Annotated in this window: 22 protein-coding genes; 16 read left to right on the top strand and 6 right to left on the bottom strand. The window is 64.2% G+C overall.

The window, feature by feature from the left end:
* Positions 1-122: 122 nt before the first annotated feature.
* On the bottom strand, positions 123-737 hold the full coding sequence (gene gstA, locus IVA96_RS32810; RefSeq protein WP_247421709.1) for a glutathione transferase GstA: 615 nt from the start codon (positions 735-737) through the stop codon (positions 123-125).
* Positions 738-864: 127 nt separating this feature from the next.
* On the opposite strand from gstA, the gene IVA96_RS32805 reads away from it, so the two are divergent.
* From IVA96_RS32805 to IVA96_RS32795, 3 genes are all read left to right on the top strand, one after another.
* Positions 865-1,362: a MarR family winged helix-turn-helix transcriptional regulator gene (locus IVA96_RS32805; RefSeq protein ID WP_247281771.1), complete on the top strand. Its 498-nt coding sequence runs from the start codon at positions 865-867 to the stop codon at positions 1,360-1,362.
* A gap of 98 nt (positions 1,363-1,460) precedes the next feature.
* Entirely contained in the window at positions 1,461-2,831 is a 1,371-nt protein-coding gene (locus IVA96_RS32800; protein ID WP_247281770.1) for a glutamate--cysteine ligase, read from the top strand.
* A gap of 110 nt (positions 2,832-2,941) precedes the next feature.
* On the top strand, positions 2,942-3,508 hold the full coding sequence (locus IVA96_RS32795; protein ID WP_247282045.1) for a PAN domain-containing protein: 567 nt from the start codon (positions 2,942-2,944) through the stop codon (positions 3,506-3,508).
* A gap of 57 nt (positions 3,509-3,565) precedes the next feature.
* On the opposite strand, the gene IVA96_RS32790 is transcribed toward IVA96_RS32795, so the two are convergent.
* From IVA96_RS32790 to IVA96_RS32775, 4 genes are all read right to left on the bottom strand, one after another.
* Complete coding sequence (locus IVA96_RS32790; RefSeq protein ID WP_247421708.1) at positions 3,566-4,135, bottom strand: nucleotidyltransferase family protein; 570 nt, start codon at positions 4,133-4,135, stop codon at positions 3,566-3,568.
* Positions 4,136-4,252: 117 nt separating this feature from the next.
* On the bottom strand, positions 4,253-5,032 hold the full coding sequence (gene lepB, locus IVA96_RS32785) for a signal peptidase I (RefSeq protein ID WP_247281768.1): 780 nt from the start codon (positions 5,030-5,032) through the stop codon (positions 4,253-4,255).
* Positions 5,029-6,456: a metalloprotease TldD gene (tldD, locus tag IVA96_RS32780; RefSeq protein WP_247281767.1), complete on the bottom strand. Its 1,428-nt coding sequence runs from the start codon at positions 6,454-6,456 to the stop codon at positions 5,029-5,031. Before tldD ends, lepB begins: the two co-directional genes overlap by 4 nt.
* Positions 6,457-6,568: 112 nt before the next feature.
* A complete protein-coding gene (locus tag IVA96_RS32775) occupies positions 6,569-7,102 on the bottom strand; it encodes an invasion associated locus B family protein (RefSeq protein WP_247281766.1) in 534 nt (177 codons plus the stop codon).
* Between the two features lie 448 nt (positions 7,103-7,550).
* Between IVA96_RS32775 and coxB the strand changes: the two genes are divergently transcribed.
* The 9 genes from coxB to IVA96_RS32730 all read left to right on the top strand — a co-directional run bounded on the left by coxB (position 7,551) and on the right by IVA96_RS32730 (position 14,629).
* Positions 7,551-8,390, top strand: coding sequence for a cytochrome c oxidase subunit II (coxB, locus tag IVA96_RS32770; RefSeq protein ID WP_247281765.1), 840 nt, complete (start codon positions 7,551-7,553; stop codon positions 8,388-8,390).
* 87 nt (positions 8,391-8,477) lie between these two features.
* Positions 8,478-10,094 (top strand): cytochrome c oxidase subunit I, encoded by a 1,617-nt coding sequence (ctaD, locus tag IVA96_RS32765; protein ID WP_247281764.1) that lies wholly within the window; start codon positions 8,478-8,480, stop codon positions 10,092-10,094.
* A 61-nt stretch (positions 10,095-10,155) separates the two neighbouring features.
* Positions 10,156-11,100, top strand: coding sequence for a heme o synthase (locus IVA96_RS32760; protein ID WP_247421707.1), 945 nt, complete (start codon positions 10,156-10,158; stop codon positions 11,098-11,100).
* A 7-nt stretch (positions 11,101-11,107) separates the two neighbouring features.
* Positions 11,108-11,272, top strand: coding sequence for a CoxF protein (locus IVA96_RS32755; RefSeq protein ID WP_247281762.1), 165 nt, complete (start codon positions 11,108-11,110; stop codon positions 11,270-11,272).
* 5 nt (positions 11,273-11,277) lie between these two features.
* Positions 11,278-11,922, top strand: a complete 645-nt coding sequence (locus IVA96_RS32750) for a cytochrome c oxidase assembly protein (protein ID WP_247281761.1) — start codon at positions 11,278-11,280, stop codon at positions 11,920-11,922.
* Positions 11,923-12,002: 80 nt separating this feature from the next.
* Entirely contained in the window at positions 12,003-12,899 is an 897-nt protein-coding gene (locus IVA96_RS32745; RefSeq protein ID WP_247281760.1) for a cytochrome c oxidase subunit 3, read from the top strand.
* Positions 12,900-12,998: 99 nt separating this feature from the next.
* Positions 12,999-13,400, top strand: coding sequence for a DUF983 domain-containing protein (locus IVA96_RS32740; RefSeq protein WP_247281759.1), 402 nt, complete (start codon positions 12,999-13,001; stop codon positions 13,398-13,400).
* Positions 13,397-14,158 (top strand): SURF1 family cytochrome oxidase biogenesis protein, encoded by a 762-nt coding sequence (locus tag IVA96_RS32735; protein ID WP_247421704.1) that lies wholly within the window; start codon positions 13,397-13,399, stop codon positions 14,156-14,158. Before IVA96_RS32740 ends, IVA96_RS32735 begins: the two co-directional genes overlap by 4 nt.
* Positions 14,159-14,263: 105 nt before the next feature.
* A complete protein-coding gene (locus IVA96_RS32730; protein WP_247281757.1) occupies positions 14,264-14,629 on the top strand; it encodes a nuclear transport factor 2 family protein in 366 nt (121 codons plus the stop codon).
* 54 nt (positions 14,630-14,683) lie between these two features.
* On the opposite strand, the gene IVA96_RS32725 is transcribed toward IVA96_RS32730, so the two are convergent.
* Entirely contained in the window at positions 14,684-16,018 is a 1,335-nt protein-coding gene (locus IVA96_RS32725; protein WP_247421701.1) for a histidine kinase, read from the bottom strand.
* Between the two features lie 87 nt (positions 16,019-16,105).
* Between IVA96_RS32725 and IVA96_RS32720 the strand changes: the two genes are divergently transcribed.
* The 4 genes from IVA96_RS32720 (at position 16,106) to IVA96_RS32705 (ending at position 20,630) form a co-directional block, all read left to right on the top strand.
* The gene (locus IVA96_RS32720) at positions 16,106-16,750 is read left to right on the top strand and encodes a response regulator transcription factor (protein WP_247421698.1); all 645 of its coding nucleotides are present in this window, start codon (positions 16,106-16,108) and stop codon (positions 16,748-16,750) included.
* Positions 16,751-17,296: 546 nt separating this feature from the next.
* Entirely contained in the window at positions 17,297-18,715 is a 1,419-nt protein-coding gene (gene thrC / locus IVA96_RS32715; RefSeq protein WP_247281754.1) for a threonine synthase, read from the top strand.
* Positions 18,712-20,001, top strand: coding sequence for a pitrilysin family protein (locus tag IVA96_RS32710; protein WP_247281753.1), 1,290 nt, complete (start codon positions 18,712-18,714; stop codon positions 19,999-20,001). Before thrC ends, IVA96_RS32710 begins: the two co-directional genes overlap by 4 nt.
* A gap of 41 nt (positions 20,002-20,042) precedes the next feature.
* On the top strand, positions 20,043-20,630 hold the full coding sequence (locus IVA96_RS32705) for a GNAT family protein (protein ID WP_247281752.1): 588 nt from the start codon (positions 20,043-20,045) through the stop codon (positions 20,628-20,630).
* Positions 20,631-20,691 lie beyond the last annotated feature (61 nt).

The raw sequence follows: 20,691 nt of genomic DNA, 5'->3' as shown, positions 1-20,691 counted from the left end.
GTCATTCCGGACAGTCCGCAACGCGGACTGATCCGGAATCTCGATCGGCTTTGCTCGGTCATGCAACAACTGCGAGCTACCGGGTCCGCCGCGTCGCGGCGCCCCGGAATGACGAAGAACAATCACTTCGCCTGAAGCAGCCCTTCCTTCCTCAGCGCTTCCTGCACCTGCGGCCGCGCGGCGACGCGGGCCTTGTAGGCGGTCAGGTTAGGCATCGCCGAGAGGTCGAACTTCATGCGGTCGGCCCAGGTCAGCATCGTGAACAGATAGCCGTCGACGACCGTGAACTGCTTGCCCATGAGGTAGTCGCGGCCGGCGAGCTGGCTGTCGATATATTTCAGCTTGCCCATGACGCGGTCCTTGAAGAAGGCCTTGGCCTCGTCGTTCAGCGCCGGGGCGAACAGGGGGCCAAAGCTCTTGTGCACCTCCGAGGTGAGGAAGTTGAGCCATTCGAGCAGCTTGTAGCGCTCGGAACTGTCGCGGGCGGGGGCCAGCGCCTTGCTTGATGCCTGATCGGCGATCATCTGGACAATCACCGGGCCTTCGGTCACGATCTCACCGCTGTCGAGGCGTAGCGCAGGGACCTGGCCCTTGGGGTTCAGCTTCAGGTAATCCTCACCATTTTCGAGCTTCTTGGCCCGGATATCGACCTTGACCAGCTCATAGGGCAGGCCGGCCTCCAGAAGCGCGATGTGGGGGGACAGGGAGCAGGCGCCGGGCGAATAATACAGTTTCATGGAATTTCCTCCTCATGACGCTTTGGTTGGAGCGAAAGAACGACTACATGCGCTTGCATGAAATAGTCAAGATTGATGCAGGTGCATCGAATGAGGTAAAGAGCGGGCGACGAGCTTGAGCGGGACCATGAAACGCAAACCATCGACCGAGGCAACTTCGGCCTGGATCCGCCTGATGCGGGTGCAGAGCCGCGTGCTCGATTGCGTCGAGCAGGATCTGAAAAAGGCCGGGTTCCCGCCGCTCGCCTGGTATGACGCGCTGCTCGAACTGTCCCGCGCCCCCTCTGGCGAGTTGCGGCCGGTGGAGCTCGAACGCCAGATGTTGATCCCGCAATACTCGACCTCGCGGCTGATCGACCGCCTGGTCGACGAAGGTCTCGCCTTGCGGCGCGAATGCAAGATCGACAAGCGTGGCCAGTTCGTCGAGATCACGGAAGCCGGCCGCGAGTTGCAGAAGCGGATGTGGGGCGCCTATTCGGCCGCGATCGAGAAATATGTCGGTTCGAAACTATCGGATGCCGACGCCGTCAAGCTCAGCGGTCTGCTCGATCGCCTCGGCTGCTCGTGCGGCGAAATGAAACTGCCGCCCGCCGCAAACGCCAACGAAAGCACACCGTCGCGATGATCGCGCGGCAAACCAGCACGTCCGCGCGCCCGGCGGGTTCGCGGACGCTCCCCGTCACCCGCGCGTTCGGTCGAAGCGCTTTTTGATTAGAGTTTGATATGGCGCGAGACCAGATCGACATGACGCCACTGCAATCGCGCGACGAGCTCGTCGCGTGGTTCGAGGCCGGCTGCAAGGATCCGTCCGAATTCCGCATGGGGACCGAGCACGAGAAGACGCCGTTCACGCTCGAAGGCCACCGACCGGTGCCTTACGAGGGGGCGCGCGGCATCGGCGCGCTGCTCGAGGGCATGAAGCTCCTGCTCGGCTGGGAGCCGATCATGGAGCAGGGCAATATCATCGGCCTCTACGACGTCACCGGCGGCGGTGCCATCTCCCTCGAGCCCGGCGGACAGTTCGAGCTCTCCGGCGCGCCGGTCGAGAACGTGCACCAGACCCAGAGCGAGCTGATGGCGCATCTGGCGCAAGTGCGCGAGATCGCAACCCCGCTCGGCATCGGCTTCCTCGGGCTCGGCATGACGCCGTCCTGGTCGCGCGCGGACATCCCGGTGATGCCCAAGGGCCGCTACAAGATCATGACCAATTACATGCCGAAGGTCGGTCAATATGGCCTCGACATGATGTACCGGACTTGCACCGTGCAGACCAATCTCGACTTCTCCTCGGAAGCCGACATGGTCAAGAAGCTGCGCGTCTCGCTCGCGCTTCAACCGGTCGCGACCGCGCTGTTCGCCAATTCGCCGTTTACCGAAGGCAAGCCGAACGGCTTTCTCTCCTTCCGCTCCGAGATCTGGCGCGACACCGACAACGCGCGTTCGGGCATGATGCCGTGGGCGTTCGAGGACGGCATGGGCTTCGAGCGCTATGTCGACTACGCGCTCGACGTGCCCATGTATTTCGTCAAGCGCGGCGAGCAGTACATCGACGTATCGGGCTCCTCGTTCCGTGCCTTCTTCGACGGCCGCAACAACAATCTTCCGGGCGAGCGACCGACGCTGTCGGACTGGGCCAATCACCTCTCGACGATCTTCCCGGAAGTCCGGCTCAAGCGCTATCTCGAGATGCGCGGCTCCGACGGTGGTCCGTGGGGCCGGTTGCCGGCGCTGCCGGCGTTCTGGGTCGGGCTGCTCTACGACGATGTCTCGCTCGACGCCGCTTGGGAAATCGTGAAGCACTGGAGCGCGCCTGAACGTCAGGCCTTGCGCGACGACGTGCCGCGCTTCGGCTTCAAGTCGCGGATCAGGGATCGTTATCTCTTCGAGGTCGCCAAGGAGTGCCTGGTTCTCGCACATGCCGGCCTGCGCCGGCGTGGCCGGCTCGACCAGCTCGGCCGCGATGAGACGAGGCATTTGGAGCCGCTCGATCGCATCATCGAGTTCGGCCGGACGCCGGCTGAGGAGATGCTGGACAAGTTTAATGGTCCCTGGAAGGGCTCGGTGGAACCTGCCTACGCGGAATACGCTTTCTAGATTAGGCTAATAGCAGGCAATTGAGCCGTTCATCGCCCGTACAGGTTTGCGGCGATCAAATGATCGGCTGGAAAAACCTGTGCATCGTCAATAACTCGAAAGCTGTTCCGATGGGAAAGGGCCGCCTGCCTGGGGTCGTTATGGCCCGCGTCTTGGCTTGCGTCGCGCTGCTTTCGCTCCTGTTTGCGAGCGCGCCGGCGCCGGCGCAGACGGCGTTCGACCGCCCAGGCGGCGACTATTTCAACACGCCGGTCACTTCGGGCGACCCTGAGGATTGCGCGCTGCTGTGCGAGCGTGACCGCCGTTGCCGCTCCTGGAGTTTCAACTATCCCGACGTCGAAGGCGGCTCGGCGGTGTGCTGGCTCAAGAATACGGTGCCGACGCGGGTGCCGGGCAATTGCTGCATCTCCGGGGTGCGCGGCGCTGGCGTGATCGAGCCGCGCATCGAGGGTGTGGAAACGTCGATCGATCGCCCGGGCGGCGACCTGCGCAATTTCGAGCTCAAGGTCGGCGAGGGCGAGGAGACCTGCAAGGCCGCCTGCACCGCCGACAACAAATGCCGCGCCTTCACCTATGCCCGTCCCGGCTACACCGGGCGCGAGGCGCGCTGTTTCCTGAAGAAGGAAATCAAGCCGCCGCGGCGGAAGGCCGGGTTCACGTCCGGCGTTGTGAGATAAGCCTGTGTCCCGGACAAGACACATCGCTGGCGATGTGTCTTGTCCGGACACGAGAGGTTACGCGCCCGCCGCAATCACGGTAAGCTCCGGCCACAGCGCCTTCCATCGCGCGGATTTTGCCTCGTAATTGGCGGCGGAAAAACTCAGCGCCCGATTGGGCCGTACGATCAGCCTCGCGACGTCGTCGAACCCGTGCGGCGCATAGACATCGAAACCGTCGCCCGCGCGTCTCACTCCGATTTGCGTGTTCTGCGTCAGGAAGCGGTCGATGCCGTCGGTCGAGCATGTCAGCGGTGGATAGGGCAGACCGTGCTTGTCGGGGTACCACAGATGCACGCGCGCCTGGTTACGAACCTCGACCTTGGCGGCGAGATGCGCGAGCCGCGCATGCAGCGTGCGGATCACCGCATCCTCCGCCTCCCAGGAGGTATCGGAATCGAAATAGAACACGTCGTAATCGGCGATACCGTGATCGATCGGGCGGCTCGTGACCGCGTTCCACACCGATTGCACTAGGCAGCCTGCGACCAGCCACGCATCCGGCAGCGCGAGTCGGCCGAGTTCATCGACGATCGCGGCGTTGACATGGTTTTGCAGAGCGAGAGCGAGGAATTCTTCTTTGCTCATGGCAAACCGTAGGAATCGTAGGGTGGTCAAAGGCGCGCGCTCCTTCGCGCGTCGTGACCACCATCACTTACGATAGAAGCGGTGGGCACTTTGCCCACCCTACGATCTACACTCTACTCAATGCACAGCGGTGAAGAACCGTGCGAGCCTGAAGCCGGAGAGCCAGGTCCACACCGGCTGGCCGCGGATGCCGAGATCCCAGGAGCCGAGCACCGCGTCCGCGCGGCCGACCAGGTTGTCGATCGGCAACAGGCCGACGCCGCCGGAGCGCAAAGGTACGCGGCTGTCGGCGGAATTGTCACGGTTGTCGCCGAGCACGAACAGATGGCCTGCTGGCACCGTCACCTCAGGCGTGTTGTCGAGGGGGCCGTTGTCGCGCATCTTGAAGATCAGGTGCGACACGCCGTTCGGCAACGTCTCGACATAGCGGTAGGCTGGCTCGCTGCCGCCCTTGTCGTCCTCGGCAGCGCCAACGCCATCGGGCTTCAGCTCGGCGGGACGGTCGTTGATGAAGAGCTGCCCCTGCCGCATCTGGATGCGGTCGCCAGGCAAGCCGACGACGCGTTTGACCCAGGCCTGCGAGCGATCACCTGGCCAGCGGAACACGACGACGTCGCCGAGTTTCGGCGTCTCCGCGAACACGCGGCCAGTCTCCGGCAGGTTGATCTGAATCGGCAGCGACGAGGTGCCGTAGCCATAGGGAAATTTCGAGGCGAGCAGCGCATCGCCGATCAGCAGCGTCGGCTCCATCGAGCCCGACGGCACGTAGAACGGTTCGGCGAGCGCGCCCTTGGCAATGAACACGGCGGCGACGATGCCGGCGAGTTGCATCAGCTGTCCGCCCCAGCCACTGCTCTTCCGCTTGGTGGTGACAGTGACCTTTTCTTCAACGCTCATGCGCCCGTTCCACCCACCGTGATGCGTTCCATCAGAAGCGACGGCTGGCCGACCCCAACAGGCACGCCCTGGCCGTTCTTGCCGCAAGTACCGATGCCGGTGTCGAGCGCGAGGTCGTTGCCGATCATGCGGATGCGGTGCAGGTCGGTCGGCCCGTTGCCGATCAGCATGGCGCCCTTCAGGGGCGCCCCCAGCTTGCCGTTTTCGATCTTATAGGCCTCGGTGCACTGGAACACGTATTTGCCCGAGGTGATGTCGACCTGGCCACCGCCGAAATTCGCGGCGAACACGCCGTTCTTCACGGAGGCGAGGATCTCGGCGGGATCGCGGTCGCCCGCGAGCATGTAAGTGTTGGTCATGCGCGGCATCGGCACATGGGCGTAGCCCTGGCGGCGGCCGTTGCCGGTCGGCTTCATGTTCATCAGGCGCGCGTTCTGGCGGTCCTGCATGTAGCCGACCAGGATGCCGTCCTCGATCAGCACGGTGCGATTGGTCGGCGTGCCCTCGTCGTCAATGGAGAGCGAGCCGCGGCGCGAGGCGATGGTGCCGTCGTCGACCACGGTGACGCCCTTGGCCGCGACCTGCTGGCCCATCAGGCCGGCAAAGGCCGAGGTCTTCTTGCGGTTGAAGTCGCCCTCGAGGCCGTGGCCGACCGCTTCATGCAGCATCACGCCGGGCCAGCCGGCGCCCAGCACCACATCCATCTCGCCGGCGGGAGCCGGAATCGATTCCAGATTGACCAGCGCCTCGCGCAGCGCGCCCTCGGCGGCTTCGCGCCAGGACCTGCTCTCGATGAATTCGCCATAGCCGGCGCGGCCGCCATAGCCCTTGCTGCCGCTCTCCTGACGATCGCCCTGGCCGGCGACGACGGAGATGTTGACGCGCACGAGCGGGCGGACATCGCGATAGCTCTCGCCATCGGGGCGCAGGATCTCGACCACCTGCCAGGTCGCGCCCAGGCTGACGCTGACCTGCCGCACCCGCGGATCCTTGTCGCGCAAGTAGGCATCGATCTCGGCGAGCAGCTTGACCTTGGTCTCGAAGCCCGGAGCATCCAGCGGATTGTCGTCGCCATAGAGCCGCACATTGGTGTGCGGGGGCGGAGCCGCAAAACTGCCGGAATAGCCGCCGCGCACGGCCGCGACCGCATCCGCGGCGCGAATCAGCGCCGGCAGCGACACGTCGGAGGAATGCGCATAGCCGACCGCGTCGTCCTTGACGGCGCGCAGGCCAAAGCCTTGCGAGGTGTCATAGGTCGCCTGCTTCAGCCGCCCATTGTCGAACATCAGCGCTTCGGTCTGGCTGTATTCCAGGAACAATTCGCCGTCGTCGGCACCGGCCAGCCCGCGCGCAACCTCGTTGCGAACCTGGTCGCGGTCGAGATTGGCGCGGTCGAGCAGGGAGGTTGTGGCAGGGTTGGTCATGCGTCCGTCCATTATCGGGAGGTGTGGGGCAAGATAATGATTTCGGAACGGTTCCGCGAGGGCACGAAGCCTCACATTACGGAAACAATAGGATCGCCCTCGATCTCACACCCTACGGCAGCTTGTCGTATCCCTCACCCAGCCCATTCAGGCTGAGCGGGAAACCGATGCCCTCTTCCGGGGTCTCGAAGATGATGAAGGTGGCGGTCTTGGCGCCGCGGAGCTGACCCAGCAGCTTGTCGTCCATCACCACCTCCGCCACGCAGCCATTGGGCAGGCATCTGACAAAACCGGCGCGGCCGACGTCCTGGTTGTCGAGCTTGAGGCCGAGGCCGGAAGGCAAGAGCACGCCGAGCGGAGCGACCACCCGCATCAGGCGGCTCTTCTGGTCGGCGGTCTTGAGCACGATCACGGTCAGGCCGGCATTGGAGCGGTCTTCCGCCACCACGCTCTGGATCAGGGCGCATTGCTCGGTCTGGGCACCGGGCGGGGTGTCGCAGCGGATCTGCCAGTCGCCATGGACGGAGCGCACCGCGCCCTGCGCATGGGCCAGGCCAGGCAGCGCCAGGACGGCGAGCGCCACCAGCAGGGTGGCCAGCATCGTGGGCCCGCCAGCCTGCCTTGCCATGCTTCTCGAAAGCCCCATCGGGTCGGTCCCTCTGCTCGCCTGGTTCGCTCGCACCTGGCGGACTGATACGGGAATGACGGCGTCTTGAAGGCAATTCCCAAGCAAATATCGCGCCGCCGCGCGCCACCATCGCCCGCACGAATCAGGTTCCTGCGCGGCCGTCTGTCAGTGCCTACCGCGGGCAATCTCGCTGTCAAGCCGCACCATGCCGGGAAACGGTATTTTTGTCTGATGTTACTAGGAAATATCTTGCGGGTGATGCCTGGCAGCTGAGGCCCAAGACTGCATTGCGATAGATCAAGAATTATGGTTTGAGAGGCTTGATTTCGGCGTTCTAGCGATCTGGCCCCAATTCCTCTTAGAGGTATTCTTGCGCGGCGGTTTGTCAGACGGGCGGATGGAATAAGCGTTTCCTGGAAATAGGGAAATGCACGTGGGGTGATTTCGTAAGGGGAGCGCGAACGGCATGAGGATGTCGATGGGCCGGATGGGCCGGCAGTTGCTGGGATTGGCCGTGGCGGGTCTGACGCTGGCGACGGGCGGTGTGGCATTCGCCGAGCTCGGGCAACCGGCACCGTGGGAGTGGACGCTCCAGCAATCCGGCTCGCCGGTGATGGACAACATCGTTTGGTTCCACAACTTCCTGTTCGTGCTGATCACCCTGATCACGCTGTTCGTCCTGGCGCTGCTCGTGGTGGTGGTCGTCAAGTTCAACGCGAGGGCCAACCCGGTGCCGTCGCGGACCACCCACAACACGCTGATCGAGGTGGCCTGGACGCTCGTTCCGGTGCTGATCCTGGTCGGCATCTCGGTGCCGTCGTTCCGGCTGCTGTTCCTCGAGCTCGACGTGCCGAAGGCGGACCTGACGATCAAGGCGACCGGCAAGCAGTGGTACTGGTCGTATGCCTATCCTGATAACGGCAAGTTCGAGTTCGACTCGTTGATGGCCCAGGACAAGCAGCCCCGCTTGCTCGGCGTGGACAACGAGATGGTGGTGCCCGTCAACAAGGTGGTTCGGGTCCAGGTCACCGGCGCGGACGTCATCCACGCCTTCGCGCTGCCGGCTTTCGGCGTCAAGATCGACGCCATTCCAGGCCGGCTGAACGAGACCTGGTTCAAGGCGGCAAAGACCGGCACGTTCTACGGCCAGTGCTCGGAGCTGTGCGGCAAGGATCACGCCTTCATGCCGATCGCGATCCGCGTGGTCGACGACCAGGAGTTCGCCTCCTGGGTCGAGACGGCAAAGAAGAAATTCGCGAGCGGCGGCACCAGCACCTACGCCTCCGCGGCCGGCCCGACGCAGTAAGCGCCGGGCGGAAGCTCGAGGGACTGAAAGCGATATGAAGGGCGGGACCGCATACGGTCCGAATGGGACGCAAGGCAGGATTTGAATATGGCAACGAGCGCAGCGGCACATAGCGATCACGCGCATCATGACGAGCACGCCCATCCGACCGGATGGCGGCGCTACGTCTATTCGACCAACCACAAGGACATCGGCACGATGTACCTGATCTTCGCGGTCGTCGCCGGCGTCATCGGCGCCGCGATGTCGATCGCGATCCGGGCCGAGCTGATGTATCCGGGTGTGCAGATCTTCCACGAGACGCACACCTATAACGTCTTCGTGACCTCTCACGGCCTGATTATGATCTTCTTCATGGTCATGCCCGCGATGATCGGCGGGTTCGGCAATTGGTTCGTGCCGCTGATGATCGGCGCGCCCGACATGGCGTTCCCGCGCATGAACAACATCTCGTTCTGGCTGCTGCCGGCCTCCTTCGCGCTGCTGCTGATGTCGACCTTCGTCGAGGGCGAGCCGGGCGCCAACGGCGTCGGCGCCGGCTGGACCATGTATGCGCCGCTATCGAGCTCCGGTCACCCCGGCCCGGCCGTCGATTTCGCGATCCTGTCGCTGCATCTGGCGGGCGCCTCGTCGATTCTCGGCGCCATCAATTTCATCACCACGATCTTCAACATGCGCGCACCGGGCATGACCCTGCACAAGATGCCGCTGTTCGTGTGGTCGATCCTGGTGACGGTGTTCCTGCTGCTGTTGTCGCTGCCGGTGCTCGCCGGTGCGATCACCATGCTGCTCACCGACCGCAATTTCCATACGACGTTCTTCGCGCCCGAGGGCGGCGGCGATCCCGTGCTGTTCCAGCACCTGTTCTGGTTCTTCGGTCACCCCGAAGTGTACATCCTGATCCTGCCCGGCTTCGGTATGATCAGCCAGATCGTCTCGACCTTCTCGCGCAAGCCCGTGTTCGGCTATCTCGGCATGGCCTACGCCATGGTTGCGATCGGCGGCATCGGCTTCGTGGTGTGGGCGCACCACATGTACACGGTCGGCATGTCCTCGGCGACGCAGGCCTATTTCGTCGCCGCCACCATGGTCATTGCGGTTCCGACCGGCGTGAAGATCTTCTCCTGGATCGCCACGATGTGGGGCGGGTCGATCGAATTCCGCGCGCCGATGATCTGGGCGGTCGGCTTCATCTTCCTGTTCACGGTCGGTGGCGTCACCGGCGTCGTGCTGGCGAACGCGGGCGTCGACCGCGTGCTCCAGGAGACCTATTACGTCGTCGCGCACTTCCATTACGTGCTGTCGCTCGGCGCCGTGTTCGCGATCTTTGCGGGCTGGTACTACTGGTTCCCGAAAATGTCGGGTTACATGTACAATGAGTGGCTGGCCAAGCTGCACTTCTGGGTGACCTTCATCGGCGTCAACCTGGTGTTCTTCCCGCAGCACTTCCTCGGCCTGTCGGGGATGCCGCGCCGCTACGTCGACTATCCCGACGCGTTCGCGGGCTGGAACCTGATCTCGTCCCTCGGCTCCTACATCTCCGGATTCGGCGTGCTGATCTTCCTCTACTGCGTCCTCGACGCCTACATGAAGAAGGTGCCTGCCGGTAACAATCCCTGGGGTGCGGGCGCAACCACGCTGGAGTGGACGCTGCCCTCGCCGCCGCCGTTCCACCAGTTCGAAGTGCTGCCTCGGGTGCAGTAAGCCATCGCACGCGGCGCCCGTGACGGGCGCCGCGGCTCTATCAGGAAGCGAGCTGAATTAAGTGTCCGTCCTCGACCACAATGCCGTCGACATCAATCCTCGCATCTCCGAAGCGGAGGTCGGCGATTACATCGCGCTGCTCAAGCCGCGCGTGATGTCGCTGGTGATCTTCACCGCGCTGGTCGGGATGGCGATGGCACCCGGGCATTTCCACCCCGTGCTGGCGATCACCTCGCTCCTCTGCATCGCCGTTGGTGCGGGCGCCTCCGGCGCGCTCAACATGGCGCTCGAGGGCGACATCGACGCCAAGATGTCGCGTACGGCGAACCGGCCAATCCCGCGCGGCCGCGTCACCCGCCCCGAGGCGATGGCGTTCGGCATGACGCTCGCCTTCTTCTCGGTGATGACGCTCGGCATCCTCGTCAACTGGGTCGCGGGCGCGCTGCTCGCCTTCACCATCTTCTTCTACGTCGTGATCTACACGATGGTCCTGAAGCGTCGGACCGCGCAGAACATCGTGATCGGCGGCGCCGCCGGCGCGCTGCCGCCGGTGGTGGCCTGGGCCGCCGTGACGGGCACGGTCGACGTCGAGCCACTGCTGCTGTTTGCCATCATCTTCTTCTGGACGCCGCCGCACTTCTGGGCGCTGGCGTTGTTCCGCTCCGACGATTATGCGCGCGCCGGCATTCCGATGCTGCCCAACGTCGCCGGTCCCGATGCGACGCGGCTCCAGATCCTGCTCTACACGATCGTGCTGATCGCGGTCGCCGCCGCACCCTGGGCGCTCGGCTATTTCGACGCCGTCTACGGCATCGTCTCGCTGATCCTCGGCGCCGGCATGCTGGTGCTCGCCATCAATGTCTACATGCGTCGCGAGCGCAGCCAGTCGCTGCGTGCCACCCGCAAGCTGTTTGCATTCTCCATCCTTTATCTGTTTGCGCTGTTCGCCACCCTGCTGGCGCAGGTTGTATTCCGGGCGCTTGCTCCGATGGCATGGGGCGCATGAGGCAGGGATGGCCGACAAATCCGAGCCAGATGGAATCGTCCTCACCGAGGCGCAGAAGAAGAGCCGTCGTCAGCGCTCCATTGCCATTGCTTTGGCGCTCGGCGTGCTCGTGGTGCTGTTCTTCGCCGTCACCATGGTCAAGGGGCCGGCCGTTCTAGTGCGGCCGATGTAGGAAACATGGATCACGAGCCGACCATACCGCAGGATCAGAGCCGGACGGCGGGCAAGGGCCGCATCGGTGGTCTTGGCCGCGATGCGCTGGTCGCCTCGATCTGCGGCGGCGTGGTGGCGCTGATGGTGGGGGCATCCTACGCGGCGGTGCCGTTCTACAACTGGTTCTGCCGCGCCACCGGCTTCAACGGCACGACCCAAGTCGCGACCTCCGCGCCGGCCACCGGCCCGATCGCGCGAAAAATCTCGGTGCGGTTCGATTCCAACGTCGCGCCGGGCCTGCCCTGGAAGTTCGAGCCCGAGCAGAGCGAGATCGAGGTCAATATCGGTCAGGTGACGACGGTCTACTACACCGTGACGAACCAGGCCGCGCGCACCACCGCGGGCCAGGCCGCCTATAACGTCGCGCCGCTGACGGTCGGGTCATATTTCCAGAAGATCAACTGCTTCTGCTTCACCGAGCAGACCATGGCGCCCGGCGAGAAGCGGGAAATGCCGGTCGTGTTCTATGTCGATCCGTCGATCGCCGAGGATCGCGAGAACGATGGGCTGAACACGATCACGCTGTCCTACACGTTCTATTCGGTGAAGGATCCTGTGGTGAAGCCGCTGGCATCGGGTGATGACGACAAACGCAAGGGAAATCTCTGATCGCCGGGCGCACGCTCGGGGGATTGGACGCAAGGGGATAAGTGCCTGACAGGCACGGGATTGAGGAGAGAGACCGCAAAATGGCAACGGCGCACACCAAGCATCACGACTACCATCTGGTCGATCCCTCTCCCTGGCCGGCCGTCGGTTCGCTGTCGGCCTTCATTATGGCGGTTGGCGCGATCGCCTGGATGCACCACATGTTCTCGGCTGCGCCGATCGTGTTCGGTGTGGGCACCGTCGGCGTGCTCTACACCATGGCGAGCTGGTGGGGCGACGTGATCAAGGAAGCCCAGTACAAGGGCGACCACACCCGCGTCGTGCAGCTCCATCACCGCTACGGCATGATCCTGTTCATCGCCTCCGAGGTGATGTTCTTCGTGGCCTGGTTCTGGGCCTATTTCAACGCCGCGCTGTTCCCGGCTGACGCCGTCCATGCCACGCGTGATGCGGTGTTCGGCTGCGGCCTTGGCACCCAGGCCGGCGCCTGCTCCGTTCCCGGCACCTGGCCGCCGAAGGGCATCGAGACCTTCGATCCCTGGCATCTGCCGCTCCTGAACACGTTGATCCTGCTCACCTCCGGCACCACAGTGACCTGGGCGCACCATGCGCTGCTCGAGAACGACCGTCAGGGCCTGAAATACGGCCTGATCCTCACCGTCGTGCTGGGTGCGCTCTTCACCTGCGTGCAGGCCTATGAGTACAGCCACGCGGCATTCTCGTTCGGCGGCAACGTCTATGGCGCGACCTTCTTCATGGCGACCGGCTTCCATGGCTTCCACGTGCTGGTCGGCACCATCTTCCTGCTGGTCTGCCTGTTCCGCGCCTATGCCGGCCACTTCACGCCGACCCAGCATCTCGGCTTCGAGTTCGCCGCCTGGTACTGGCACTTCGTCGACGTGGTTTGGCTGTTCCTGTTCCTTTGCATCTATGTCTGGGGACACGGCGCCGAGACCATGGCTCACGGCGCGCACTGAGCTGCGAGGCAGATGATTCAGAAAGGGCGGCCGCAGGGCCGCCCTTTCGCTTTCCGGCCGCCTGAAGACTTGGCGGAAATTGTGATAGAGATTGCCATCATGGACGACACCGCCGGCCCATCCGAGTCCGAAACCACGGTCCTGCAAAGCGCGCTGCGCGGGCTCGCCTGCAAATGTCCGCGCTGCGGCGAGGGCAAGCTCTATGCGGGCTTCCTGACACTCGCGCCTCGCTGCGAGCGCTGCGGTCTCGACTATGCTTTCATCGATACCGGTGACGGTCCGGCGATCTTCATCATCATGCTGGCCGGCGCGATCGTGGTCGGCTGCGCGCTCGTCGTCGAGGTCAAGTATCAGCCGCCGTTCTGGCTGCACGCGGTGCTCTGGCTGCCGCTGATTCTCGCCACCACGCTTTTGCCGCTGCGCGCGATGAAGTCGCTGCTGATCGCGCTGCAATTCCACCACAAGGCGGCGCCGGGCCGACTCATCGACCGCGCGAAATGAACCGGACCGTGCGCAAGCCTCGCGTGGCCGGCTTTGGGCTGTTCACGCTGCTCCTGACGGCTGTGTTCGTCGCACTTGGCATCTGGCAATTGCAGCGCCGGACAGCCAAGCACGAGCTGATCGCTGCTCTCACTGAACGGCTTGCGGCCGCGCCGGTCGCGCTTCCGGCGCCCGCGCAATGGGCGGCGCTCAATCCCGCGCGCGATGAATTCCGCCGCGTCAGCTTCTCCGCAACCTACGTCCCGCTGCCCGATGCGATGGTTTATTCCTCCGGCTCGGCCGTGCGCAAGGACGCCTCCGGTCCCGGCACCTGGGCATTCCTGCCGGCGCGGCTTCCGAGCGGCGAGATGGTCGTGATCGATGCCGGTTTCGTCGAGAACACGATGCAGGATCGCGCCATCGAGGATCGCGCGGTGAAGAAGCTCGTCACGGGCGAGCCGGTCGTGCTCACCGGCTATCTCAGGTTCCCGGAAGCACCGGGCTGGCTGACACCTGCGGAGAACCGCGAGAAGCGGCTCTGGTTCGTGCGCGATCATCTGGCAATCGCGAGCGCGCTCGGCTGGGGGACGGTTGCGCCGTTCTATGTCGACCTCGAGCAGCCGGTGCCCGAGAACAGCGTTCCACGTCCCGGTCCGCTCGACGTGCATCTGAAAGACGATCACCTGCAATACGCGATCACCTGGTTCACGCTCGCAGGCGCCCTGCTGATCGCCTTCGCGGTGTGGGCGAGGGGGCGGCAAGACCGAACTCATCCGTAGATCAACCGAGGGAACCCGGTATCGTCCGGGCTTTACCGTTCAGCGCACATTCACGAGTGTGGTTCTAAGCCGCCACTAGTGTCCGCGGCAGGACAGGATTGCAGCGTGAGCGATTTCGACCAGATGGGAATTGTCATTGACTGGGTAGATGCCTGCCGCAAGGGCGACCTCGCGGCGCTGCTCGATCTATATGCGGACGACGCCGAGCTTGAATGCATCTGCAACGGAACGCAGCGCCATCGCGGCCGAAGCGAGCTCGAAAGCTATTGGAGACCGCGACTTGGCACCCTGTCGTTGGCGGGCTTCAGGCTGGAAGAGATCGATCCAGGGTCCGACGGCGTCGATCTCGAATATTCCATCGCTGGCGCGCTGCGTATTCACGCCTCGTTTCGCTTCAGCACGGAAGGCAAGATCCGCAGCACGCTGTGCGAGCCGGCGCGACAGAACGCGCATGTTGGCTGCGCGTGCTAGCTAGGGCATGATCCGGAAAAGTGTGTAGCGGTTTTCCGAAAAGATCATGCTCAGCTAAACCGGCGCCTCCCGGGTCGGCGCAGCCGGAAGACGGCATCGGACATAGGTTCGTTCATTCGCGCGCAGCAGTGACAGCGATCCGCTGAGCGCGCGAACGCGCTCATGCATGCCGGTCAGGCCCCGGCCGAAGACGTTGTCGGCGGGAAAGCCGCCGCCATCGTCGGAGATCTCGATGACGAGCGTCTCGCCGGTGATGGTCGTCTGCACATGGGCGTTGCTCGCTTTGGCATGGCGCAGCACGTTGGTCAGCGCCTCCTGGATCAACCGATAGACGGTCCGCGCCAGCGGCCCGTCTAATCCGTTGAGACGGGGGTCAATCGTGTCCGTCAAACCGATATGCGGTGCCTGCTTGCGAAAGTTTTGAAGCAGTGTCTGCACGCTGGTCGCGAGGCCCAGTTCCTCAACATAGAGCGGCCGTAGCCGGTCGAGAATACGGCGGTTGGCCTGCTGGAGCGCCTCGACCGATTGCAGCACCTCTTGCGCCGAATTGCCGAGATTTCCCACGGCAGGCGCGGCCTCGATCAGCGCGACCGCGCCGGCGCGGATGCCGAACAGAAGCGGGCCGAGTTCGTCGTGCAATTCGCGGGCGAGGTCGCGCCGCTCATCGTCCTGAAGCGACACCAGCCGATGCAACAGGTCGCGATTGTCCTGGCTCAATTGCGCCAACGTGCCCGCCAGCGCGTTCGCCACCTCGCAGCTCTGCCGGATCTCCGGCGGCCCTGCCACGGGGATCGGTTTTGTGTAGTCGCCGCGTCGCATCCGCGTGAGTCCTTCGCCGAGCTGTTGCAGGGGGCGTAGCGCCGACTCCGCCAGGACGTAGGCGATGGTGCCGGTAAGCGCCATTAGCCCGGCGATCAGGCCGGTGAGCGCGAGGAAGCCGATCCATTTCTCGAACAGCTCGGCGGATAGGTCGGGCACGAAGACGACATCGCCGACACGCTCGCCGTCGATTGTCACCGGGGATGCCGCGTCCATTTCGGGGATGGTGATCAGGTCGATGAACCATTGCGGCACGCTATGCGGCGTGCGCGGGTCGTCCTTCGGGGAGCGCGCGGGACCCGCTTCCACGGAACGGAATTGGATATCAGAGGAGGTGTCCAACGATTGGACAAACGCATCGAGCGTCCGTCGTGGATTGTCCGAAGCGCGCAGCGTGTTGTTGAGCGCGGTGGCGATGGCCCGGGTCGAACGCCGGCCTGGCTCATTCTCCTCAACGAGCTGGCCCCCTGCGAAGGTCTGAAGCAGCACGCCGCCGAGGATCAGTGCCGCGAGAAGGCTCGCGCCGAGCGGAAGAAACAGTTGCGTCCTGAACGAGAGTTGTTGCCACATTAGGTCAATTCTAACGTGTTTTGGCGGAATTCTCTCTTTCCATTTGTTCCCGCCGGTCTATGAGTCGAGAAAGCAAGTGAGCCTGCGATGCAAGATACCGCCAAGCCGGCAACCAAGGTCCTGATCGTCGACGACCACCCTGTGGTGCTGTCCGGTTGCCGCACCCTGTTCGCGTCCGACCAGTCGATCCGTATCGACGAGGCGAACGATGCGAAATCCGGGCACCGCGCCTATGTCAGCAAGCGGCCCGACGTTACCGTGATCGACATCAGCCTGCCTGATGTCTCCGGCTTCGAGCTGATGCGACGCATTCGGAAGGACGATCCGGACGCCAAGATCATCATGTTCAGCATGAACGATGATCCGGCCTTCGTGGTGCGGGCGGTCGAGCTTGGGGCCCAAGGCTATGTCTCCAAGGGTGACGATCCCAGGATCCTGCTGAAAGCGGTGCGCAAAGTGGTCGCGGGCGATAATTTCATCTCTCCGCAGCTTGCGGAAGCCGTGACGTTTTCCGGTGCCGCAATCAAGGCCAATCCAGCCTCGCAGATGACGCCGCGGGAGCTCGAGATTCTTCGTCTGCTCGGACGCGGCGACAAAATCGTCGAGGTCGCCGAGGCGCTCGGCATCTCCTACAAGACTGTCGCGAACACGACGTCCCTGCTCAAGCAGAAGTTAGGGGCCAAGAACCATTCCGACCTGATCCGGATCGCAGTGGAAATCGGGATGAATTGACCTCCCGCCAACGACCGAACCGGCTGCTCCAGGAGGCAGCGGTTCGGTCGACGGATCGGCGTCGCCATCGGCCGGGCAATGCATGGGCGATGGCCGGCACCGTCCGCCGACCCAATCGGCCGCCACGGCATTCGTTCCTCAGGCAGGCCATGGGTTAGGGAAAAGACGGCAATATCACGCAAGTCATTGCTCATATCCGCGAAAGAAGGCCTGGAGCACGCCGGGAAAAACTGGAACATCTTCCCCCGCCCGCCGTTTTGGCTCTTGACGATTTGACGACAGCTGACGAAAGCTTGGGTGAACAGTTTTAGCGGGTCGAACGACCCGACGAGGCAACCGGTCTGCACACAACGACAGACCTTCCAAGAGAAGGGCTGCGGCAATGCCGCAGCCCTTTTTCATTGGGCCACGGGGCGAGCGGAAGCGGTTTCCCGATGCCGCAAAACACTTTATGGTGGCTCAAAGCCTCTGGCTGTTAACAAGTAATTTCGTAAAATCAAAGGCTTAACGAGCGAGCTCAGACTCGGTTGGCCTTTGGAGGGCAGTTTGACTCGTTATATCTCGACCCGGGGCGAAGCCCCCGAACTCGGCTTCTGCGACGTGATGCTGACCGGGCTAGCCCGCGATGGCGGGCTGTACGTGCCGGCCGTTTGGCCGCAGCTTTCGGCGCAGACCATCGCCGGCTTCTTCGGCCGCGCCTATTGGGAGGTCGCGGTCGACGTGATTCGTCCCTTCGCCGGCGGCGAGATCACGGACGCCGAGCTTGGCCGCATGGCCAACGAGGCCTATGCCACCTTCCGCCATCCCGCGGTGGTGCCGCTGCGCCAGATGTCGCCGCATCAGTTCGTGCTCGAGCTGTTCCACGGCCCGACGCTCGCCTTCAAGGACGTGGCGATGCAGCTGATCTCGCGGCTGATGGACCATGTGCTCGCCAAGCGCGGCCAGCGCACCACCATCGTGGTCGCAACCTCCGGCGATACCGGCGGCGCCGCGGTCGAAGCCTTTGCGGGTCTGGAGAATGTTGACCTCATCGTGCTGTTTCCGCATGGCCGCATCTCCGAGGTGCAGCAGCGGATGATGACGACGACCGGTGCGGCCAATGTGCACGCGCTCGCCGTCGAAGGCACCTTCGACGACTGCCAGGCGCTCGTGAAGGGGATGTTCAACAACCATCGCTTTCGCGATGCGACGTCCCTGTCCGGCGTCAACTCGATCAACTGGGCGCGTATCGTCGCCCAGGTGGTCTACTATTTCACGTCGGCCGTTGCCGTCGGTGCACCGGCGCGCGCGGTGGATTTCGTCGTGCCGACCGGCAATTTCGGCGACATCTTTGCCGGCTACGTCGCCAAGCGCATGGGGCTGCCGGTGCGTACGCTGCACATCGCCGCCAACGTCAACGACATCCTGGCCCGCACGCTCAAGACCGGGATCTACGAGGTGCGCGAAGTGCACGCCACGGCGTCGCCGTCGATGGACATCCAGATCTCGTCGAATTTCGAGCGGCTGCTGTTCGAGGCTGGCCGGCGCGATGCGGCCGGCGTGCGCCGTCTGATGGATTCACTGAAGCAGTCCGGGCGTTTCGTGCTGCCCGATGCGACGCTGGCCGCGATCCGCGAGGCGTTCGACGCAGGCCGTGCCGACGAGACCGAAACCGCGGCCGCGATCCGCGCCGCTTGGCGCGAGGCGGGCGAGCTGGTCGATCCCCATACCGCGGTGGCGCTCGCGGTCGCCGACCGCGACACCACCGACACGACGGTCCCGAGCATCGTGCTCTCTACCGCCCATCCGGCCAAATTCCCCGACGCCGTCGAGGCGGCCTGCGGCCAGCGGCCGCAACTGCCCGCCTGGCTCGACGGATTGATGACCAAATCCGAACACATGAAGGTGATGAAGAACGATCAGGCCGAGGTCGAGCGGTTCGTGCTGTCGGTCAGCCGCGCCGCAAAGCAAGGAGTTGCCGGATGAGCGTCGAGATTTCCAAGCTTGCCTCCGGCCTGACCGTCGTCACCGACAAAATGCCCCATCTCGAGACTGCGGCGCTCGGCGTCTGGGCCGGCGTCGGCGGGCGCGACGAGAAGCCGAACGAGCACGGCATCTCGCATCTCCTGGAGCACATGGCGTTCAAGGGTACGACCAAGCGCTCCTCGCGCGAGATCGTCGAGGAGATCGAGGCGGTCGGCGGCGATCTCAATGCCGGCACCTCGACCGAGACCACGTCCTATTACGCGCGGGTGCTGAAGGCCGACGTGCCGCTCGCGCTCGACGTGCTCGCCGACATCCTCGCCAATCCTGCCTTCGAGCCGGACGAGCTGGAGCGCGAGAAGAACGTCATCGTGCAGGAGATCGGGGCTGCGCAGGACACACCCGACGACGTCGTGTTCGAGCATCTCAACGAGCTCTGCTATCCCGACCAGCCGATGGGCCGCTCGCTGCTCGGCACCGCCAAGACGCTGCGCGGCTTCAACCGCGACATGCTCCGCGGCTATCTGTCGACGCATTATCGCGGGCCCGACATGGTGGTGGCCGCCGCCGGCGCGGTCGATCACAAGCAGGTGGTCGCCGAGGTCGAGCAGCGCTTCGCGAGCTTTGAGGCGACGCCGGGACCGAAGCCGCAATCCGCCCAGTTCGGCAAGGGCGGCGCCAAGGTGGTCCACCGCGAACTCGAGCAGGCGCATCTGACGCTGGCGCTCGAAGGGGTGCCGCAGACCGACCTGTCGCTGTTCTCGCTCCAGGTCTTCACCAACATTCTCGGCGGCGGGATGTCGTCGCGGCTGTTCCAGGAGGTGCGCGAGAAGCGCGGCCTCTGCTACTCCATCTACAGCTTCCACGCGCCCTACACCGACACCGGCTTCTTCGGCCTCTACACCGGCACCGATCCCGCCGACGCGCCGGAGATGATGGAGGTCGTGGTCGATGTCATGAATGATTCGGTGGAGACCCTGACCGAGGCCGAGATCGCGCGTGCCAAGGCGCAGATGAAGGCGGGCCTGCTGATGGCATTGGAGAGCTGCTCCTCCCGCGCCGAACAGCTCGCCCGGCATGTGCTGGCTTATGGCCGGCCGCAGACGGTGCAGGAGCTGGTGGCCCGGATCGACGCCGTCAGCGTCGAATCGACCCGGGATGCCGCGCGTGCGCTGCTTTCGCGCAGCCGCCCTGCGGTTGTTGCATTGGGCAGTGGCAGGGGTCTGGACACGGCGGTATCTTTTGCGGAAGGATTGACGCGGGCGCGTGCCAAGGCGCGGCTGCATTAAGAGCCGCCGCGCAAGGGGCGCCCGCTCCGGGAAGCATCACCATGGCCCTGTTCCGCCTGCCATCCAGTGGACCCGCCGCCCTCGCGCCGCGCGGCAACGGGCTGTTGCTGCGCGCCCCGCAGATGTCGGACTTCCTGCAATGGGCTCACTTGCGCGAAAGCAGCCGCGATTATCTCACCCCCTGGGAGCCGATCTGGCCGTCGGACGATCTCACCCGGTCCGGCTTTCGCCGCCGCTTGCGCCGCTATTCCGAGGACATTGCCGCGGACCGTTCCTATCCCTTTCTGATCTTCCGCGAGCTCGACGGCGCCATGGTCGGCGGCATCACGCTGGCCAATGTCCGGCGCGGCATCGTGCAGGCCGGCACCATCGGGTATTGGGTTGGGCAGCCCTACGCCCATCGCGGCTACATGACCGCCGCGCTGCGGGTGCTGCTGCCGACGCTGTTCGGCGAGCTCAATCTGCACCGCGTCGAGGCCGCTTGCATCCCCACCAATGCACCATCGATCCGGGTGCTGGAGAAGTGCGGCTTCTCGCGCGAGGGGCTGGCGCGCCGCTATCTCTGCATCAACGGGATCTGGCAGGATCACCTGCTGTTCGGCCTGCTGCATGAGGATTTTCGCGGTTGAGCTGCCACCTCCTGCGGCCAAAGTCTTGATCGTCCCGCCTTGTTTGCTGCCGTAATCTGCC

Origin of the sequence: Bradyrhizobium sp. 159 (genome assembly GCF_023073795.1) — a bacterium.
Taxonomy (GTDB): Bacteria; Pseudomonadota; Alphaproteobacteria; order Rhizobiales; family Xanthobacteraceae; genus Bradyrhizobium.
This window is presented reverse-complemented; position numbering and strand designations above follow the sequence as displayed.

Coding starts and splice junctions, on each gene's coding strand:
- IVA96_RS32805 (WP_247281771.1), top strand. CDS start 865: ATGAAACGCAAACCATCGACCGAGGCAACTTCGGCCTGGATCCGCCTG.
- IVA96_RS32790 (WP_247421708.1), bottom strand. CDS start 4,135: ATGAGCAAAGAAGAATTCCTCGCTCTCGCTCTGCAAAACCATGTCAAC.
- lepB (WP_247281768.1), bottom strand. CDS start 5,032: ATGAGCGTTGAAGAAAAGGTCACTGTCACCACCAAGCGGAAGAGCAGT.
- IVA96_RS32775 (WP_247281766.1), bottom strand. CDS start 7,102: ATGGGGCTTTCGAGAAGCATGGCAAGGCAGGCTGGCGGGCCCACGATG.
- IVA96_RS32795 (WP_247282045.1), top strand. CDS start 2,942: ATGGGAAAGGGCCGCCTGCCTGGGGTCGTTATGGCCCGCGTCTTGGCT.
- IVA96_RS32705 (WP_247281752.1), top strand. CDS start 20,043: ATGGCCCTGTTCCGCCTGCCATCCAGTGGACCCGCCGCCCTCGCGCCG.
- IVA96_RS32745 (WP_247281760.1), top strand. CDS start 12,003: ATGGCAACGGCGCACACCAAGCATCACGACTACCATCTGGTCGATCCC.
- IVA96_RS32720 (WP_247421698.1), top strand. CDS start 16,106: ATGCAAGATACCGCCAAGCCGGCAACCAAGGTCCTGATCGTCGACGAC.
- tldD (WP_247281767.1), bottom strand. CDS start 6,456: ATGACCAACCCTGCCACAACCTCCCTGCTCGACCGCGCCAATCTCGAC.
- IVA96_RS32710 (WP_247281753.1), top strand. CDS start 18,712: ATGAGCGTCGAGATTTCCAAGCTTGCCTCCGGCCTGACCGTCGTCACC.
- IVA96_RS32800 (WP_247281770.1), top strand. CDS start 1,461: ATGGCGCGAGACCAGATCGACATGACGCCACTGCAATCGCGCGACGAG.
- gstA (WP_247421709.1), bottom strand. CDS start 737: ATGAAACTGTATTATTCGCCCGGCGCCTGCTCCCTGTCCCCCCACATC.
- ctaD (WP_247281764.1), top strand. CDS start 8,478: ATGGCAACGAGCGCAGCGGCACATAGCGATCACGCGCATCATGACGAG.
- IVA96_RS32755 (WP_247281762.1), top strand. CDS start 11,108: ATGGCCGACAAATCCGAGCCAGATGGAATCGTCCTCACCGAGGCGCAG.
- coxB (WP_247281765.1), top strand. CDS start 7,551: ATGAGGATGTCGATGGGCCGGATGGGCCGGCAGTTGCTGGGATTGGCC.
- IVA96_RS32725 (WP_247421701.1), bottom strand. CDS start 16,018: ATGTGGCAACAACTCTCGTTCAGGACGCAACTGTTTCTTCCGCTCGGC.
- IVA96_RS32735 (WP_247421704.1), top strand. CDS start 13,397: ATGAACCGGACCGTGCGCAAGCCTCGCGTGGCCGGCTTTGGGCTGTTC.
- IVA96_RS32740 (WP_247281759.1), top strand. CDS start 12,999: ATGGACGACACCGCCGGCCCATCCGAGTCCGAAACCACGGTCCTGCAA.
- IVA96_RS32750 (WP_247281761.1), top strand. CDS start 11,278: ATGGATCACGAGCCGACCATACCGCAGGATCAGAGCCGGACGGCGGGC.